The sequence below is a fragment of the Pelagibius sp. genome (genome assembly GCF_965249265.1).
Lineage (GTDB): Bacteria > Pseudomonadota > Alphaproteobacteria > Kiloniellales > Kiloniellaceae > Pelagibius.
The window spans coordinates 952927-969562 of the sequence record NZ_OZ252224.1 but is presented as its reverse complement, the minus strand read 5'-3'; the positions used below and the strand labels follow the sequence as shown (position 1 = coordinate 969562).

Below are 16636 nucleotides of genomic sequence, written 5' to 3'. Positions count from 1 at the left end.
CGTTAGGGTATTGATCTCGGCAACTTTACCTGACAGATCGACCCCATCCAGCAACCCTCCTACTTGGGAGCCGCCCGGTGTCGTCGCGAGGGAAGTGTATGTGGTGTTGTCCGCCACAGACCATGCGTCGGCGACTTGGCCCAGGTGTTGTCCTTCGAAGCTGCCGGACCAGAAGATGGAACCATGCTCACCTGTGGCGAAGCTGCTGGTTTGAATCCACCAGTCAACGTCTGAGTACTGAGCATTGAGGAATGCAGTAACATCGGCTTTCAGCCCTGCGTCGATGCCACTGAAATCGTCTCCACTCATTTGCTTTCCCCCAGAATTTTGATGAGTTCAAAAGCGCGCTGTCATTAGCGGCGCAGCCCACTGACCGCCGCGGTACCCCAAAGCGACTTGAATTCCAGACGCGGCTACCAACTCGAGTTCCGGTAACCAGTCGGGACTCCTTGCCTTACTGCCCTCCCAACAGCTAAAGCCGTCCAAGATCGCCCAACGGGATCGCAGCCAAAGCGCGCGCGACGGAATGGATGGAAGAGGATGGCGGGAGTTGATATGAAACGCCGCGTCGACAGAGTCTGACCGAAAGTAGAAGCCTTCGTTATAGAACCTGAATGTCCAGTCGACAGGTCGGCGGCTTGGGGCGATCGGCTTTGCGAGGCCCGTCAATAGAAGTTCGTTGTCCACATAGATCAGCGAAAAGTGTGGCTTCCAGTGACCCGAATCGGAGCGCCTCTTGGTATCGCCAAAGTATGGATAGAGAACACGTGTGCTATCCTCCGAAAGAAGATAGGCCGTGCGGCCATCAAGGCCCTTCAAGGGCGTGTTTGCCGGTAAGCTTGGTCCGTAGCGGAGCTCTGGATCCTCGAACCTCAGACCATCCAAAAGCACCGGATTATCGATACTCCAATTCTCCGGTCCGTTGCGCCGCAGGACAAGATCGTAGAAGTCAAAGCGGCTCGGCGGTACTGCATCCATTGGAAAAAGCCATGGATTGTAGTCATCGCCGTTCGGTTGCTCTTTCGCGGGGGTGGCCAACCGCGTCTCTCTACGCGACACCGCTTCATCCCAGTCACCATTCAGCCAACCGCCATCAAAACAAACATACGATGCTCGACCATTCCGATCGTATTCGCTTTCCGGCCAACAAGATAGCGCATCGGTTACGCAATCATCGACGCGTCGCCAAGCACCATAAATAGGTCGACGTGTCTCACCCTCAAACTCGCGCCTCCATAGGTGGCTGGAGCGTTGGTAGTCAAGCCGCCAAGCTGGAAGACCTTTTTCGAGTCTCTCTTCCGCCTGGCGTTCTTCCACAAGCAATGGAAAGCTCAGTTCCGGGTGTTCGTAGTCGAAGCGCAGCCAGGTTTCGTCCGAGGGGACCAGATCCGGATCTCCAAACTTGCCGCGGAAAGCGACGCGTTCGCCAGTTACGCGGTTGACCAGGGCCGGCGTTTCGGCATCCCAATCCCACCAACCAAAAACCGTCGTTAACGTGCTCTCCGCCACCAAGCTTCCCATTTCCTTTATTAGCGACTACATATCGACGGCGAGATCGCCTTGCCGACGAACATTATGAAAGTGCCTGTCATGATTCCGCCCGCCGTTGCCGCAGCCAGTTCCGACATCCTGAAATTCCTGATCACCTGCTATCGCAACGAGCGGGGTGTGCACGCGGAAACCATCATCGGGGCCGCCGCTGCTTTGGCCGGCGAGTCGGCCCTGCGCGCGGCCGAGCCGGAACTGCCGGAAAGCGGTTGGGTGGTCAGCGAAAAGACCAGCGGCCTTCTCTTTGGCGACCACGCCAGAGGCCAAGTCGGGCTTTGGGATATCCTTAGAGAAGGTGCCGTAAAGGCCGGCGCGGGCGCAGCCGACCTGCCTGACCCTGCGGAGGTAACCGCGCGAACCGCCGAGGCGGTCGGCGGGTCGCCCTTTCCACCGATATCGGTCCCGGAAAGACACTACCCGCATGAGTGGTCGCCGAATGCCTGCCCGCGACTGCGCGACGGTATCGAGCAGATCTTCGCCGATCACGGATTGGAAGCCGCGGACATGGCCAAAGCCGTCGTCCTGGCCATCGTGCTCCTGATAAACCAGACCAAAGGGGTGCTGCCGCCGGGGATCGCCGCCACCTTGGCGCTTGAGGTCATGGTTGGTGTGACGCATATGGCGCCCTTGAGAGAGCCCGTTTAGAGGTCTTGCCCCACACCGCATCGACCTTCAACTCCACGCCGCTAAGCGAAATGCGCCGATCACAACACGTCCCCCACCACCGGCGTGCCTTCGTAAGACTCTGTTGAATCGGGCGCCTTCGCGCCGTCTGAGGTCTCTCGGCGCTGGGGCTCCGCCACCAACCCGTTCCGCAACTTTACCTCGCGGTCCTTGAAGAGTTCCGCCTTTACCTTCTCGATCAAGACCGGGGCCTGTTGCGGCGGGGCGACGACGTCAACGATCCAGACGCGCTCGCCGGACTTCCAGTCCTGCGGGCGCAGGCGGAAGTCGGGCTGTTGCAGTTGCTGTTCGACCGCGTCGCTGACAAAGGCCCAGGAGACGAAGCCGGCCGGGGTGCCGTTGCGCTGTACCAGGCGGTATTGCTGAAGCGCGATCGGCGGAATCACCCGCCATTCCAAGTCGCTCAGCAGCAGATGGCGGTGCTGGGGCGACTGCATCATTATGGAGACCGCTTGGCCGAAAACCTGAGAGGCCTGCGCGAAGGCCGCCCGCAGCAATTGGTCCGGGGAGCGTTTCTGCCCGGTCTTTTCCGCGCCTTCGGGCTTCCTGTCGTCGGACGCCTTGCCCTTAACCGCGGCGGTGGATGCCGCCGCCTCTGCCTTCAGCGCACCTGCCATCGCCGCTGCGGCCTTGCGCGCCGCCTGACCTTGCTCTTTCGCCATGCTCCTGCCTACTCCTTACAAGTCAGCCGTTTTCCTGCACAACACAGCGGGTTTTCCGCGCCATGCCTCCTGCACCCGCGACAGGGCATGACAACGCCAAACACCTGCCCGGTCGGGCCGCGCCTGGTGCGATAGAGCAGAGAAAACCTGAAGTTGCCGCTTCTCGATGGCTCGATACAGCGCCGGCAAACGGCTGCCGGAAATTCATCCCATCCTCCTGTGCTGAGGCCACAGGAGCTTTGAGCCGGGGCACTCGTCCCCATCTCCATGATAAATAACGGCATATTTCCGTATCGAGAGGAGTCGCAGGAAGCGCTGCGGTGATTCCCCGGCGGCACCGAGAACAAGAGAAGCATTGAACTTGCCTGCTGACCGCATTTGCGACCCCCTCCGGTACAGCGTGTGCATTCCCCATCAATCAATCAAAGGTAGCACAACTTTTCAGATCATGCGATCCAAAACTGACACCCTTGGGCGCGAAGACGCAGAGAGGCAACCGACCCGCTTAAGGCGCGGCGAAGCGGCGCAGCATCACAGGAAAATCATTGCATCGATGCCCGCGCATTCCGGACCCCAGGACAACAGAGACCGTCGCGACCTTGTGCGATCGGAAACGCGGCGCTTCACAAAGCTATCAATGGCTTGGAGAGTTCCTGGCGTCCCCTAGGGGAGTCGAACCCCTGTTTCCGCCGTGAGAGGGCGGCGTCCTAGGCCACTAGACGAAGGGGACCAATGGCCGGAAGGCCGGTGGTGTAGCCCAAGATCCGGGGGAAGGCAAGCCCCGATCGCCGCGCTGCGCGGGTTTCGGCGGCGGGGTCCCCGGGCCTGGGGGCCGGCACTCTTACAACCGGGCACCGCCGCCGGCCGGATCAGTCAAAATCGGCGGGCAAGTCCGGGTTGCGCAGCAGTTCGAACATACGGGTCAGCTGCTCGGCCGTGACCCGACCGGTGGAGAGCGGCGGCAGCGCGTGCTCGGCGAAGAACCCGACCTCGGAGGTCTCGACGCTGGGCCGGGCCTCGCCACCGGTGATCTCGCAGTGGAAGAAGGCCTTGTAGGTGTGCAGCGGGTGGGGTTTGGCGCCGCGCCTGCGTTGATCATAGAACGCCAGCAGCTTCACCGCGCGGCTGCGAAAGCCCGCTTCCTCCCAGACCTCCTTTTCGATGCAGGCCGCCGGCGTCTCCCCCACATCGGCCCAACCGCCGGGCAGCGACCATAGGCCGTCGCTGCGCTCACGCACCAACAGCAGCTTGTCCTCCCGCAGCACCACGGCGCGCAGATCGGTCTTGGGCGTGGCATAGCCGACCTCTGCGCTGAAGAACCGCTCGACCTGCTCTGCCGCCACACTGCTGTGCCGGGCCATGATCTCCGCGGCGATGCGGGCGACCTCGCCGTAACGCTCCCGGTCGAAAGCGTCTTCGCAGTAATACAAGCCGCTCTGCGAGAGCGCCTGAAGACGCCTTGCCCAGGCAAGCCAAGGCGGTTCGCCGGCCTCCGTGGGCGTCTCAAGCGCGCCTCTTTCCTCAGACGTCATGTTCAGGCGCTTGCGCGAACCGCTGCACCCGTCAGCGCGACAGCAGCGTCAATAAAGGCCTCGACATCTTCCGGCCGGGTGTTGAAAGCGGTGACCAACCGAACCTGTTTTTCCCCCACCTTGCCCCAGCTGTAAAACCGAAACCCCCGGGCCTCGAGTCCCTCGACAACCGCGTCAGGCAACGCCAGGAACAGCTCGTTGGCCTCAACGGGATTGAGCAATTCGATACCCGGCAAGTCCGCAAGGCCTTCGGCGAGACGCTTCGCCAGGGCGTTGGCATGGCGGGCATTTTCAAGCCAGTGACCATCGGTCAGATAGGCCTCGAGCTGGGCCGAAACGAAGCGCATCTTGGAGAAAAGATGACCGCCGCGCTTGCGGAGAAACTCGAACGCCCCCGCCTTCGCCGGATCGAAGAAAATCACCGCCTCGGCCGCCAGGGCGCCGTTCTTGGTTGCGCCCAAGGTCAGCACATCGACCCCGGCCCGCCATGTGATATCAGCCGGGGCACAACCCAGTGTCACCAGGGCATTGGCGAAACGGGCGCCATCCATGTGCAGGGCGAGGCGGTGACGGTTCGCCAAATCGCTCAGCGCGGACACTTCATCGGGCGTATAGACCGCGCCCAATTCGCTGGCCTGGGTGATGGAGACAGCCGCCGGCTGCACCCGGTGTACGTCGCCGACGCCGTCGATCGCCGCTTCCACGGCAGCAGCGTCGATCTTGGCCCGGGGACCGTCGAGCGCCACCAGCTTGGCGCCGCTGGTGAAAAACTCCGGCGCGCCGCACTCATCGACGTTGATGTGCGCCTCACGGTGACAGTAGACGGCGCCATAACGCGGCACCAGCGTGGCCAGCGCCAGGGCATTGGCAGCGCTGCCTGTCGCCACCGGAAAGACGGCGCAGTCACGCTCAAAAACCTCCGAGACACGATTCCGCAACCCTTGGGTTATCGCATCGTCGCCATAGGGCATCGCCGTACCCTCGTTGGCCGTTGCCAGAGCCGCCATGATCTGCGGCGAGATGCCGGTCACGTTATCGGATGCGAAGTTGCCCATTGCTGTCGTCTTTCTCTTGCCGGCTCTTGTGGCCGGGCCCCTATGGGGCTCCTGGTACGCCGCGCACCTGTCCCAGCACCTTACCGCTTTCCATATCGATCACCACCACCTGCTGGCAGTTACGTTCCGCCAAGCCGTCGAAACGCAGGATCAGGCGGTTCTCGGCAACCTCGGTCTCGGCGATGGTGCAGCCCTCGGGCAGCGGCACCTCGACCTCGGCGAAGCTATCGCCGCTGCTGCCACCGCCGCCGCCCCGGCTGATCAGGCCATAGGCCAGAAGGCCCATACCCGCCACAATCAGGACGGCCATGAAAATGACGAGGAACTTCAAAGCTTGCATCGACGGAGGCCTCAGGCTTATTGGGCGTCAAAGGAGCGAGGAAGCATGACCGGGCAGAAGGGTCAAGAGCGACATGAGGTCACCGTGGACGACGCAGCCTCGGGCAAGCGGCTCGACCGTCTGCTGGCCGAGGCCCTGCCCCAGTTCTCCCGCAGCCGCCTCAAGGCGCTGATCGACGCCGGGCAGGTCAGTCTGGAAGGCGCCGCGGCAAGCGCGGCGTCGACCAAGGTGAAGGCGGGGCAGCACCTGGTCGTGACGGTTCCCGAGGTTGTCCAGGCCCCCCTGGCTGCCCAGGCGATACCCCTGGAGATCCTGTTCGAGGACGAAGACCTGATCGTCCTCAACAAACCCGCCGGGCTGGTTGTCCATCCGGCCGCCGGCAACCCCGACAACACCCTGGTCAATGCCCTGATCGCCCACTGTGGCGACAGCCTGACCGGGATCGGCGGCGAGCGCCGGCCGGGCATCGTGCACCGTCTCGACAAGGATACCTCCGGTTTGATGGTGGCGGCCAAGAGCGAAACCGCCCATCGCAGCCTGGTGGAACAGTTCGCCGACCGCAGTGTTGAGCGCTCCTATCTCGGGCTGGTCTGGGGCCGGCCGGTTCCGCACCAGGGCAAACTGACCGGCAACATCGGCCGCAGCCCGCGAAACCGTAAGAAAATGGCGGTTCTGAGCCGCGGCGGCCGGCCGGCGGAAACCGGCTACAAAGTGCTGCGGAGCTTTCAAAACGGCGCGGTCAGCCTGGTCGAGTGTCGCCTGAAGACCGGCCGCACCCACCAGATCCGTGTCCACATGACCGAGGCCGGCCACGGCCTGTTGGGCGATCCGCAATACGGACGCGGCAGCGGCAAACGGCTGGCGGAACTGCCCGAACCGGCGAAGGCCGCCCTCGCCGCCCTGGGCCGCCAGGCCCTGCACGCCAGAACTCTGGGCTTTCACCACCCTGTGAAGTCTGAGACCTTGCAATTCGAGAGCGAATTACCAAGTGATATGTGTAGCTTGATCGAGTCTTTGGAATAGTTCCATCTATATATGACCAAATGAGTCATATATCGCCGCAGACGGGGGATCCATGCTATACTGCGCAGTGTCAGCCTTGAAAGCTGGGCGAAAGCCGGGTTTTTGCGGAAACCGACACTCATAAAGGTTCTATAGTTATTCTGCTGATCGCGCTTACCGCGAAATTCGGAGTGTATCATGGCCGCTGCAAAAGTCCCTGTTCTCGTCCCTGAAGGTAATCTCTCGGGTTACCTGCAGGAGATCCGCAAGTTCCCGATGCTGGAACAGGATCAGGAGTACATGCTGGCGAAAGCCTGGCGTGAGCGCGGCGATACCGAATCGGCGCACCAGCTCGTCACCTCCCACCTCCGCCTCGTTGCCAAGATTGCCATGGGTTACCGCGGCTACGGCCTGCCGTTGTCCGAGCTGATTTCCGAAGGCAACGTCGGCATGATGCAGGCGGTCAAGCGCTTCGATCCTGAGCGCGGCTTCCGTCTGGCGACTTACGCCATGTGGTGGATCCGCGCCGCAATCCAGGAATACATCCTGCACTCCTGGTCGCTTGTGAAGATGGGCACCACGGCATCCCAGAAAAAACTGTTCTTCAATCTGCGCAAGCTCAAGGGCCAGTTGAAGGCAATGGAAGAGGGCGACCTGCACCCGGAGAACGTCTCCAAGATCGCCGAAACCCTTGGCGTGCCGGAACAGGACGTGGTCTCGATGAACCGCCGGCTCGCAGCCCCGGACCATTCGCTGAATGCACCGCTGCGCATCGACGGCGACGGTGAGTGGCAGGATTGGCTGGTGGACGACACCGAGGATCAGGAAAGCCTGCTGGCAGAATCCGAGGAATTGGGCAAGCGCCGTACCCTGCTAAAGGCGGCAATGGCGAACCTCAACGAACGCGAAAGACGCATTCTTGAAGAGCGCCGCCTGAAGGACAATCCGACGACACTGGAGGATCTGTCTCAGGAATACGGCATCAGCCGCGAGCGGGTCCGCCAGATCGAAGTTCGGGCCTTTGAGAAGCTGCAGCGGGCCATTCGTAACGCCGCGATCGAAGAGCGTCTGGCGATAAGCTAAGGGTCGACCGCGAAAGCCACGGGGCGGGCTCAGCTCGCCTGTGCGGGCTCAACCAGTTCGGCTTCCGTGACCTCTGCGGAATCGTCTTCGTCTTCCATTTCCTCGTCTTCATCGATCTGGTCGGGAGAGGCCATTCCGGAGCCCGTGGCTACGGCATGGCCCCACTCGTCGATGAGGGTTTTTTGCCGCTCCGCCAGGTTCTTGATCCGGTTGTCGGTTGTCATCTTGAAATAGCTGCCGACCAGTGAAGGCATGATGGCGAAGAGAACCCAGCCGGCCATGGCCGCTCCATAGGCCACAACCCAGACAAAAACATCGCCGAGCTGCGCCATCGCGGCATTATGGCTCTGTCCGCGCGACCAGAGATCGATGATGGCCGGCAGCGTGCCGCTGAAGTTCAGCAGACCGACAGTGATGGCCAGATGCTTTTCTCGAGAGCGGTCGGTGATGTAGGCAACCCAGGTGGGCGCCATCATCGTGGCGAATACCAAGGTCGTCGGCAGCAGCAGGGCGGCAAAGGGAAACAGCATGATGAGCACCAGGACCTTGACCCAGGGCTTCAGAGGCGCCGGTTTCCTCACTGCCTTTTTGGCTTTCACCTTCTTTGCCATGCCCGCCCCCCGCTAAAACACTGCGGACAGAGTGATGCCGATCAAGGCGACCCCGGCGATCACGGAAGACACGATGCTCGAGGCCTCACGGGCGTGATGCCTGACGATTGCGGGCGAGGTCATGCCGCCGCCACGGAGCCAGTTGGCTTGCTCCACCAAGGCAGCGAAGTCTTCTTTGGCTTTCTGGAAACCGAGTTCGTCCGCCGCCTTGCGGTCCGGGTCGTCGATCAGGGCCAGAAGGATCGTCAGGTTACCTTTTGCGGCCAGCTTGGCGGCTGTATCGGCCATCTGCTTGCGACGGGTGCGGTTGCGGAAGCCCTCGACCACAGGCTTCAAAAGGGCGCAGCACCAGATCGCCAAACCCGGAACGCGCGACGGTCCGGCGGCGCGCTGCACGTCGGCCAGAAGGCGCAAAACCCCCAGATTGAATACCGAAGGATCGCCGGGGCTTCCCAACTCACTGAGCGCCTGCTCTATTGAGGCTTTCATCTTCGCGGAAACAAAGCCGGCAATATGCGGATCGACCGGGCTTCGCTCCAGCCCCTCCTGATCCGCCACGCGCTCGAGCGCCAGAAGCAGATCTTCCAGTTCGACCACATAATCGTTTTTCAACAGCGGGCTCTGACAGGGCCAGGTGGGGTTGCTGACATAGAGAGCTTTCTCCACGCCATAGCCGATGCGTTGCTTGGACAAGGTCAGAGCGACGGTGTCGTAGAGCCGCCGAAGCACCGCCAGTTCAGGCCGCAGCGCCGGCTGATTTTCGATCCAGGTCTGTGGCAGACGTTGCGTGAAAATCTCGGTGAAGGTCTGGCGCATGTCCTTGTCGTGATAGGTCACCGCGAAAGCCTGCGCCAGGCCATCCAGCCGCGCCGAGACCGTCTTGTATCGAAGCGGCGCCCTTTGATCCAGGGTCATCAGGACACGTGACAGCAATCGGTCGTCAACGAAGCTTCGGGCGCCGGATCCACCCGAGGCGGCCTTGGTCGAGAGGCGCACGCCATCGGCTTTCTGATCATCGGCCAGAGACCGCCGAACCCAGCTTTCCAGGCCGGGCTTCTTGATGACCAGCAGCGCCTTGGCCCATTTGCGGCCCAGCGCCTGCGACAAGGCCGAAGCATTCAGATACTCGACCTCATCAAACTCAAAGACCCGCGCGGCCTTCGGGGGCAAGAGCGCCTGCTTGGGACTGAGGTGACGGCCGTTCAGCCACATGTTGAGGTCTTCATACCGCCAGCGCTGGTCCGGATCGTCACAGAGCAGGCCGCGCAGCACCTCCACCATGGGCAAGGACAAGCGCGTGTCGCGCACGAGGGCGGCATAGGAGCCCCTGCTGATCTTGTCTTCGACCACCTGCTCTTCGGTGAGATCGGCGACGGGGTTGCCCCCGCAAAGCAGCACCAGCATCATAACGCCGAGGGCATAGAAATCATCGGCCGGCGTACCCGTCCCGCGACCCTCGGGCATCGCCATGGCGCTGTCGATGGGCTCGTAGTAGTACGGCTGCGTAAGCCCGGGCGGCCCGCTGAAGCACTCCCCCATGATCACCGATTCACGGCTGGGGTCCGCGAAGAACATATTGTCCGCTCTGATCGACCGGTGAGACAGGATACGGTCGCTCAGTTCTTTCAGCATCGGCGTCAGAGGCTGCACCACGCAGCGCACCACACGGTCTTCGCGCCAGGGCTCGATCGTCGCATCCGGGCTGGGAAGAACTCTTTCGCCCTCGGGCTGTTCGAAGACAATCACGAAGCGGCGGGCGCGGGAGGGTGGCCAGTAAACCACACCGTGGCGGACCGGATTCAGCATCGGCAGGCGGCGGAAGCGCGAAAACTGCGCCAGCACTTCGGTACGCGCACCAATACCCTGCCGGCAGACCAGTGCGAACAGTGGCTTGGGCGTCCCCCTTTCGTCCGTCACCGTAAAGGCCGGCACGTCAGGCGAACTCAACTCGGCCAGGGGCGATTCGGGATGCAGGCGGTAGCGGTCGGCCAGCATAATGTGGCTACCGTCGTTGTGAGCGCCCTGCCCGCTTTCCTCGGTTTTACTGCTCATTGCCGTCGCTGATCTGGCCCGCGTTCAATCCGGCCCGCCAGTTATCTGGCACGGCCGCGTGAAACGGGCGCTATGGCCCGATTCCAGCCGTAAAGTTACGCGGGATAAGGCAAAGAGTTCGTTAAGGCGCGATGGCGGCGAATGCTCGAACGCCGGGATTTCCGGGATCTTCCCCCTGAGTCACCGGGCATCAACATTCTATCTGGGGTTAATCGAGAAAGGGATCACGCACCAGAATGGTGTCATCGCGTTCCGGCGATGTGGACAGCAGGGCCACAGGCACCTCGATCAGTTCCTCGACGCGGCGGATGTACTTCACCGCCGCGGCCGGCAAATCGGCCCAGGAGCGAGCCCCCCGGGTGCTTTCCGCCCAGCCGGGTATGGTCTCGTAGACCGGGGTGACCCGCGCCTGACGGGACTGGGCGGCGGGCAGATAGTCCCGCTTCTCGCCATCGATCTCGTAGCCGACGCAGACCTTCAGCTCCTCCATGCCATCCAGCACATCGAGCTTGGTGAGCGCAATGCCGGTGATCCCGCCGATCTTCGCCGCCTGACGGACCATGACAGCGTCGAACCAGCCGCAGCGGCGCTTGCGTCCCGTCACCACGCCGAATTCATGGCCGCGCTCGCCAAGCAGCTCCCCCGTGGCATCGTCCAATTCGGTCGGAAAGGGGCCGGAGCCGACACGGGTGGTGTAGGCCTTGGTGATCCCGAGAACGAAGTCGATGGTATCCGGTCCGGTCCCGGAACCCGCAGCGGCATTGCCGGCCATGGTGTTCGACGACGTCACAAAGGGATAGGTGCCGTGATCGACATCCAGCATGGCGCCCTGCGCGCCCTCGAAAAGAATGCGGCGGCCCGCGCGCCGGGCTTCATCGAGACGCTGCCACACCCGGTCCGCAAAAGGCAGAATGCGCGGCGCCAAGGCCAGGAGGCCTTCCACGACCTCCTCCGCGGTGAACTCCGGCTGGCCGAGGCCGCGCAGCAAGGCGTTGTTGTGCAGCAGCAGCCCGTCGACCCGCTGGCGCAGCAGATCAGGGTCCGCCAGATCGCAAAAACGCACCGCGCGACGGCCGACCTTGTCCTCATAAGCCGGGCCGATACCACGACCCGTGGTGCCCAGCTTGCCCTCGCCTCTCGCCGCTTCGCGTGCACGATCCACGGCGCCGTGCATGGGCAGGATCAGGGTTGCGCCTTCCGAGACTTTCAGGAACTCCGGCGTGACCTCGACGCCCTGGGCGCGCAGCCGGTCGATCTCCTCCACCAGCGCCCAGGGGTCGACCACCACGCCGTTGCCGATGATCGACAGCTTGTTCTGGCGCACGACGCCTGAGGGCAAGAGAGAGAGTTTGTAGACTTCGCTGCCGACGACCAGGGTATGGCCGGCGTTGTGACCACCCTGAAAGCGCACCACCACATCCGCGCGCTCAGACAGCCAATCGACGATCTTGCCTTTTCCCTCGTCCCCCCATTGGGAGCCGACGACCACCACGTTTGCCATGCTCTGTCAGTCCTCTATATCGATGATCTCGCCACCGCTCAGCACATGGCTGCAGCCGAGACGGCGGGCTTCTTCTTCGGGATCTTCATCCGCGCTTAAGCCGGCCAAGGTCACCCAGTCGGCATCGCGCAGTTCCCGGGCCTTGGCCGTTGCGGTTCCAAAAGGCAGGAAAATACGCGCCGGAGATTGCGGCGGCGCAATCGCCCGCAACACCGTGTCCATGTAGAGCGTGAACCCGGTCGACGACTCGCGCTCGCCGCCCGGGCCGGTTGCCTGATAACGCCCACCGCGGCCGAGCTCACCGCGGCCGCCCTTGGCGAAGAGGATGAAACTGATGCCGGTCTGGTATTCGAAACCGCGATGCTCGACCGGATCGACGGTCAGCCGCGCCTCCGGCGCCGCCGCGCGAATCAACGCCACGACGGCCGCAAGCCCCTCGACGGCGCGCAGCGCATCGCCGGTCAGCGCCAGTTTCTGCAGCGCCTCCAGTGCCTGTTCCGCGGTTCCGGCAGACTGCAGGAGCGCCATGAAGGTCGGTGCCTGTTCGCCGGCCAGGGCGACAACGGCCGCCGAATCCTTCCGGTCGAGTGCCAGGCGCAGCGCGGCAACCTCTGCGTCCGCCAACCCCAGATCCGCCGCGAGAGAGCCCACCAGCGGAGGTAGATTCAGGTCGACCGACAGATCTTTCACGCCAAGTCCGGTCAGCGCTTCGATCGCCAGCAGGATCACTTCGGCGTCGCTGGCTGCAGCCGAAGGACCGATCAATTCGACCCCGGCCTGGGCGAACTGGCGTTCCGGGCGCAGCTGGCTGCCGCGCACCTGCAGCACCTGACCGCCATAGCAGAGGCGCAGCGGGCGCGGCGCGTTCTTCAGACGGCTGGTGGCAATACGCGCCACTTGGGGCGTCATGTCGGCGCGCAGACCCATCATGCGCTGGCTGACCGGGTCCATCAGGCGAAAGGTCTGCCCCGCGACCGCCGCGCCGGCGCCGGTCAGCAGCGCCTCTTCGAACTCCAGCAACGGCGGCTTCACCCGGTCGTAGCCATGCGCCTGGAAACAGGCGATCAGCCGCTCCACGTTGGCGGCTTCATGCGCCGCGAGCGGGGCCAGCACATCCTGCAGGCCGGCCGGCAAAAGGCCCTTTTCAGCAGTCTCGGTCATGTCAGCAGGTCTTCGGAGAAGTGCGGTCCGGTTCCATGGGCAAGCATGGAAGCGGTGATACCGTCGGCCTGGGTCCCAAGCTGGGTTCCTGGGCGGCTCCGCTTCCGCCTTCTGTTAGCAGCCCGGGCCCCGGCGGGCAAACAGAAATCCCGCGGCGCGTGCCTGCCCGGGCCTCAAAAGATCGCAAAAATGCAGCGTTTTCCGTAACCTAGAAGACTGGCGGGCCGCCCTTGTGCCGGATAGACTGCCCCTCTCGAAGATTACCCCACGAACTGCCGAGGACTGCGGCCAAGCTCTTGCTTTCCAGATTTTCCAAGCCCGCCACCCTGGCCGCCGACAGCCAGGGCTTCGATCGCTTCCTGGGCCTGCTAATCCTCGCCGCCGCTGTCGCCCTGCTCGCCGGCTGGCTGCTGCCGGTCATGACCATTCGCACGCTGCTGGTCTTCTTCGACGAGGTATCGATCCTCACCGGCGCCTTTCGCCTGCTCGACAGCGGCGACTATCTGCTGTTTGTGGTGATCGTCGTCTTCACCGTGATCCTGCCGGTCGTGAAACTGATCGTTGCCTATGTCGCCTGGAGCCTGCTCAACGTCGAGGACCCGCGGGTGCGGCGGGCCCTGGCCTGGATCGAAGTTCTGGGCCGCTGGTCGATGCTGGATGTTTTCGTCGTCGCCCTGCTCGTCGTGGTGATCAAGCTGTCGCTGATTTCAGATGTTGAGATCCACGCCGGGCTCTATGTCTTCATGCTGGCCGTAATCCTCTCGATGATCGCCGTGCGCAGAATTGCGATCCTCGCCCATCGGAGTCTGTCTGCGGGGAAAGAAACCGCCGCGGAGAAACCTTCGGACTATCGGTAAAGACGCAGCTCTCGGTCGCCGTCCAGGGGCACGACAACTCCGTCGAGACCGTTGGCGTCGAGATCCTCCAGGCGGAAGTCGCCGACGATCCGGCCGTCGATCTGGTAAATCGCCCGCTCGCGCAGTTCACCATCGACGAAACCCATGACCCGCAGCGCCTGTCGGCGGGTGTCCGGCAGCAGGATTTCCGGCAGGCCGTCCGCATCGACATCCAGGATCGCGGAGAGGCCCAGCGCCCGGGAGCCGATGAAGTGATTGGAGAACCCATAGGCCTCGGCCTCCTGCCTCAGCGCGCCGTCATCAAGAGAAAGGATCCGCAGCACACCGCCGATGTGCGGCGTCTCCACATAGGCGACTTCCAGAACACCGTCGCCGTCGAAGTCGGCAACGCCCACCGGGTTGAGCCAGCGAAAGGCGGTCAGGCGTTCCGGTCCCTTGGCGATAAGCTGCAATTCTCCGTCAACCAGACCATAGGCCGTCAGCACAGCGCCGCTGCTTTGCGAGGCGCGCACCACCAGGATCTCCGGGTTGCCGTCGCCGTCGAGGTCGGCGAGGCGCGGCTGCAGGTCCTCGAAGACCTGATGCTCCGGCAGCGAGAGGCTGCGTTCCTCGCCACCGGCCAGCCGCATCAGCAGGCCGCCGGCCTCGATGCCGTCGCCCAGCACCGCATGGCCATAGCGCTCCGTCGGTTCGGTCAGCCAGACCTCGGTGATGACGCCGGACCCCAGGGCCGGATGGCCGTCCGGCAAGGCATTCACCGGACGCGCCACCGGACGCACTTCGATGGCAAGCTCCCGCGCCGTCTCGACGATGAGGGGCCGGAGTCCCAACGCTTCCAGGCTGCCGGCCCGGGCGGGACCGGCAAGCACAAGAGCCAGCAGGAGGGTGCCGAGAAAACGCACGCCCCAGCCCTAGAAGCGCAGCGCCTCGGCCTGCTTGGTATGCGGCAGGGCCCGCACTTTTTGCAAAACGTCGGCCGGAATCGCGGCGTCCAGTTCCAACAGCGCGATTGCATCGGAGCCGCGCTCCGCGCGCCCGAGGTGGAAGGTGGCGATGTTCACCCCGGCATCACCCAGGGTCGTCCCCAGGGCGCCGATGAAGCCCGGCTTGTCCTCGTTGGTGATGTAGAGCATGTGCGGCGTCAAAGTCGCCTCGACGGAGATGCCCTTCACCTCGACAAGGCGTGGCTTGTCGGTGCCGAAGAGCGTGCCGGCAACACAGCGTTCGCCTCGCTCCGTCGTCACCGTCAGGCGGATCAGCGTCTGGTAGTCGCAGTCGCGTTCGTGCTTCACCTCGGCGACATCGATATCCCGCTCCCGCGCCACGCTGGGCGCATTCACCATATTCACCGTATCCAGCATCGGCTGCAGCAGCCCGCAGAGCATCACCTGGGTCAGCGGCCGGGTGTTCAGATGGGCGACATGGCCTTCGTACTCGATGCGCGCATCCTTAAGACCGGTACGGGTGAGCTGTCCGGCGAAGCTGCCGAGTTGTTCGGCAAGCTGCATGTAAGGGCCGAGCCGCTTGGCCTCCTCCGCCGAGAGCGAGGGCATGTTGAGCGCGTTGGTGACGGCGCCGGTCAAGAGGTAGTCGGCCATCTGCTCGGCAACCTGCAGGGCCACCTTCTCCTGTGCCTCGGTGGTGGCGGCCCCCAGGTGCGGCGTGGCCACCACCTGTTCCATCCCGAAGAGCACGTTTTCCTTCGCCGGCTCCTCGGCAAAAACATCGAAGGCCGCGCCGGCGACGTGGCCCGACTCGATGGCCGCCTTCAGGTCCTCTTCCACCACCAGGCCGCCGCGCGCGCAGTTGACGATGCGCACGCCCGGCTTGGTCTTGGCCAGTGCCGCCGCATCGATGATGCCGCGGGTCTGGTCGGTCATCGGGACGTGGAGCGTGATGATGTCGGCCCGGGCCAGAAGCTCGTCCAGCTCGACCTTTTCGATGTCCAGGTCTTCGGCCCGGTCCGGCGAGAGGAAGGGATCGAAGGCGATGACACGCATGCGCAGGCCCTGGGCCCTTTCGACGACGATGGAGCCGATGTTGCCGCAGCCGATGACTCCCAGCACCTTGCCGGTCAGCTCGGTGCCCATGAAGCGCGACTTTTCCCACTTGCCGGCCTGGGTCGAACGGTCGGCGGCGGGGATCTGCCGCGCCAGGGCGAACATCATGGCGATGGTGTGTTCCGCCGTGGTGATGGAATTGCCGTGCGGCGTGTTCATCACCACGATGCCGCGCCCGGTCGCCGCCGGGATGTCGACATTGTCGACGCCGATGCCGGCGCGGCCGATGACTTTCAGATTGTCCGCCGCAGCAATGATCTCAGCCGTCGCCTTGGTGGCGGAGCGGATGGCAAGGCCGTCATAGGCGCCGATCACCGCTTTCAGTTCTTCCGGCGTCATGCCGGGCTTCACGTCCACCTCGACGCCGCGCTCGCGAAAAATGTCCGCCGCACGCGGGCTCAACTTGTCTGAAATAAGTACCTTGGGCATTTCGATGTCCCTCTCCGACGGCCCTGCCGTTTAACGGCGGGCCGGATGATGTCTTTGGC

15 protein-coding genes and 1 tRNA gene are annotated in these 16636 nt (G+C 63.5%); 4 read left to right on the top strand and 12 right to left on the bottom strand.

Going from position 1 to position 16636, the window contains the following annotated elements; translation table 11 throughout:
• Positions 1-336: 336 nt before the first annotated feature.
• On the bottom strand, positions 337-1509 hold the full coding sequence (locus tag ACP146_RS04760; RefSeq protein WP_422365616.1) for a hypothetical protein: 1173 nt from the start codon (positions 1507-1509) through the stop codon (positions 337-339).
• Positions 1510-1590: 81 nt separating this feature from the next.
• On the opposite strand from ACP146_RS04760, the gene ACP146_RS04755 reads away from it, so the two are divergent.
• Positions 1591-2193 (top strand): hypothetical protein, encoded by a 603-nt coding sequence (locus tag ACP146_RS04755; RefSeq protein ID WP_422365615.1) that lies wholly within the window; start codon positions 1591-1593, stop codon positions 2191-2193.
• A 59-nt stretch (positions 2194-2252) separates the two neighbouring features.
• On the opposite strand, the gene ACP146_RS04750 is transcribed toward ACP146_RS04755, so the two are convergent.
• The 5 genes from ACP146_RS04750 to ACP146_RS04730 form a co-directional block, all read right to left on the bottom strand.
• Positions 2253-2894: a toxin-activating lysine-acyltransferase gene (locus tag ACP146_RS04750; RefSeq protein WP_422365614.1), complete on the bottom strand. Its 642-nt coding sequence runs from the start codon at positions 2892-2894 to the stop codon at positions 2253-2255.
• 654 nt (positions 2895-3548) lie between these two features.
• Positions 3549-3624 (bottom strand) — tRNA-Glu (locus ACP146_RS04745).
• 139 nt (positions 3625-3763) lie between these two features.
• On the bottom strand, positions 3764-4426 hold the full coding sequence (locus ACP146_RS04740) for an NUDIX hydrolase (protein WP_422365613.1): 663 nt from the start codon (positions 4424-4426) through the stop codon (positions 3764-3766).
• Positions 4427-4428: 2 nt separating this feature from the next.
• Positions 4429-5481: a threonine aldolase family protein gene (locus ACP146_RS04735; protein WP_422365612.1), complete on the bottom strand. Its 1053-nt coding sequence runs from the start codon at positions 5479-5481 to the stop codon at positions 4429-4431.
• Positions 5482-5521: 40 nt separating this feature from the next.
• Positions 5522-5821 (bottom strand): hypothetical protein, encoded by a 300-nt coding sequence (locus ACP146_RS04730; RefSeq protein ID WP_422365611.1) that lies wholly within the window; start codon positions 5819-5821, stop codon positions 5522-5524.
• A gap of 45 nt (positions 5822-5866) precedes the next feature.
• On the opposite strand from ACP146_RS04730, the gene ACP146_RS04725 reads away from it, so the two are divergent.
• Together ACP146_RS04725 and rpoH are read left to right on the top strand one after the other, a co-directional pair.
• On the top strand, positions 5867-6844 hold the full coding sequence (locus tag ACP146_RS04725; RefSeq protein ID WP_422365610.1) for an RluA family pseudouridine synthase: 978 nt from the start codon (positions 5867-5869) through the stop codon (positions 6842-6844).
• Between the two features lie 177 nt (positions 6845-7021).
• On the top strand, positions 7022-7906 hold the full coding sequence (rpoH, locus tag ACP146_RS04720) for an RNA polymerase sigma factor RpoH (protein WP_422365609.1): 885 nt from the start codon (positions 7022-7024) through the stop codon (positions 7904-7906).
• Positions 7907-7935: 29 nt separating this feature from the next.
• Here rpoH and ACP146_RS04715 read toward each other — a convergent pair whose 3' ends face one another.
• The 4 genes from ACP146_RS04715 to ACP146_RS04700 all read right to left on the bottom strand — a co-directional run bounded on the left by ACP146_RS04715 (position 7936) and on the right by ACP146_RS04700 (position 13231).
• Positions 7936-8517 carry a hypothetical protein gene (locus tag ACP146_RS04715; protein WP_422365608.1) on the bottom strand — a complete coding sequence of 194 codons (582 nt, stop codon included), beginning with the start codon at positions 8515-8517 and terminating at the stop codon, positions 7936-7938.
• Between the two features lie 12 nt (positions 8518-8529).
• On the bottom strand, positions 8530-10569 hold the full coding sequence (locus ACP146_RS04710) for a hypothetical protein (RefSeq protein WP_422365607.1): 2040 nt from the start codon (positions 10567-10569) through the stop codon (positions 8530-8532).
• A 208-nt stretch (positions 10570-10777) separates the two neighbouring features.
• The gene (locus ACP146_RS04705; protein ID WP_422365606.1) at positions 10778-12070 is read right to left on the bottom strand and encodes an adenylosuccinate synthase; all 1293 of its coding nucleotides are present in this window, start codon (positions 12068-12070) and stop codon (positions 10778-10780) included.
• Positions 12071-12076: 6 nt separating this feature from the next.
• Positions 12077-13231: an ATP phosphoribosyltransferase regulatory subunit gene (locus ACP146_RS04700; protein ID WP_422365605.1), complete on the bottom strand. Its 1155-nt coding sequence runs from the start codon at positions 13229-13231 to the stop codon at positions 12077-12079.
• 296 nt (positions 13232-13527) lie between these two features.
• On the opposite strand from ACP146_RS04700, the gene ACP146_RS04695 reads away from it, so the two are divergent.
• Entirely contained in the window at positions 13528-14088 is a 561-nt protein-coding gene (locus ACP146_RS04695; RefSeq protein WP_422365604.1) for a paraquat-inducible protein A, read from the top strand.
• On the opposite strand, the gene ACP146_RS04690 is transcribed toward ACP146_RS04695, so the two are convergent.
• Together ACP146_RS04690 and serA are read right to left on the bottom strand one after the other, a co-directional pair.
• Positions 14079-14990 carry an FG-GAP repeat domain-containing protein gene (locus tag ACP146_RS04690; protein WP_422365603.1) on the bottom strand — a complete coding sequence of 304 codons (912 nt, stop codon included), beginning with the start codon at positions 14988-14990 and terminating at the stop codon, positions 14079-14081. The genes ACP146_RS04695 and ACP146_RS04690 overlap by 10 nt on opposite strands.
• Positions 14991-14999: 9 nt before the next feature.
• Positions 15000-16577: a phosphoglycerate dehydrogenase gene (serA, locus tag ACP146_RS04685; RefSeq protein ID WP_422365602.1), complete on the bottom strand. Its 1578-nt coding sequence runs from the start codon at positions 16575-16577 to the stop codon at positions 15000-15002.
• Positions 16578-16636 lie beyond the last annotated feature (59 nt).